Annotated in this window: 1 protein-coding gene; it reads left to right on the top strand. The window is 40.3% G+C overall.

The genetic code is table 11. The annotated features are described in order from the left end of the window. Positions 1 to 99 precede the first annotated feature (99 nt). Entirely contained in the window at positions 100 to 999 is a 900-nt protein-coding gene (locus tag IEY48_RS20280) for an IS982 family transposase (RefSeq protein WP_188923344.1), read from the top strand. Positions 1000 to 1013: the final 14 nt, after the last annotated feature.

The raw sequence follows: 1013 nt of genomic DNA, 5'->3' as shown, positions 1-1013 counted from the left end.
AACCTGAGCTTCGGATAAGAAATTAGCTCCCCAAAGGAACTAAATGCTCGTTCCTTGATCCGATCATTCGACCAAGAGTGATTAGAAAAAGGAACGAGCATGAATAAATTAGTTGAAACCTACTGTGATGTCGATGATTTCTGTCACTTATTTATCCCACATTGGCAGCGCATACTGCTTGAAAATGGTGAAATGAAGCGCAATAGAGCTTGTCGCCTTTCTCCTGCAGAAGTGATGACCATTATTATTCATTTCCATCAATCACATTACCGAGATTTCAAAAATTACTATCTGAACTATGTTTGTCGCCAGCTAAAGCCCTATTTTCCTGAGTTGCTAAGCTACACGCGTTTCCTTGCATTAATGCCTAGCGTCGTTGTGCCCATGTGTAGCTATCTGACTTCAAAGCTTGGAAAGCCAACTGGAATTCAGTTTGTCGACTCCACTAAAATTGAAGTCTGTCATATCATTCGAGCGAAGCGAAATAAGGTTTTTGAAGGCATTGCCGAACACGGCAAGGGAACCATGGGGTGGTCGTTTGGATTTAAACTGCATCTTATTATCAATCACTTGGGTGAAATTGTAGCGTTAAAACTGACGAAAGGTAATGTGGATGACAGGCAGCCTGTAAGTGAAATGGCTGAGTACCTTTTCGGTAAGCTTTATGGCGATAAAGGCTACATTAGCCAAGCTCTAACGGGTGAGCTTTTGGAAAAGGGCGTTGAATTAATCACCACCGTTCGTAAGAACATGAAGAAAAAGTTTATTTCTTTATGGGATAGAGCCATGTTAAAAAAGCGATTCATCATTGAAACAGTAAATGACCAATTGAAAAATATTTCCTATATAGAACACTCAAGACACCGCAGCGCGCATGGGTTCATGCTTAATCTACTTGGTGGATTGATTGCATATTGTTTAAAAGACGAGAAGCCATCATTAAATCTAACAGCTCAAGAACTTGAGCTGTTAGATAGCACTAATATCGTGTTTGCTTAACCAGATCTGAGGTT

Origin of the sequence: Shewanella saliphila (assembly GCF_014648295.1) — a bacterium.
GTDB lineage: Bacteria > Pseudomonadota > Gammaproteobacteria > Enterobacterales > Shewanellaceae > Shewanella > Shewanella saliphila.
The sequence above is the reverse complement of the archived record's forward strand: the minus strand, read 5'-3'. Positions and strand labels throughout refer to the sequence as shown.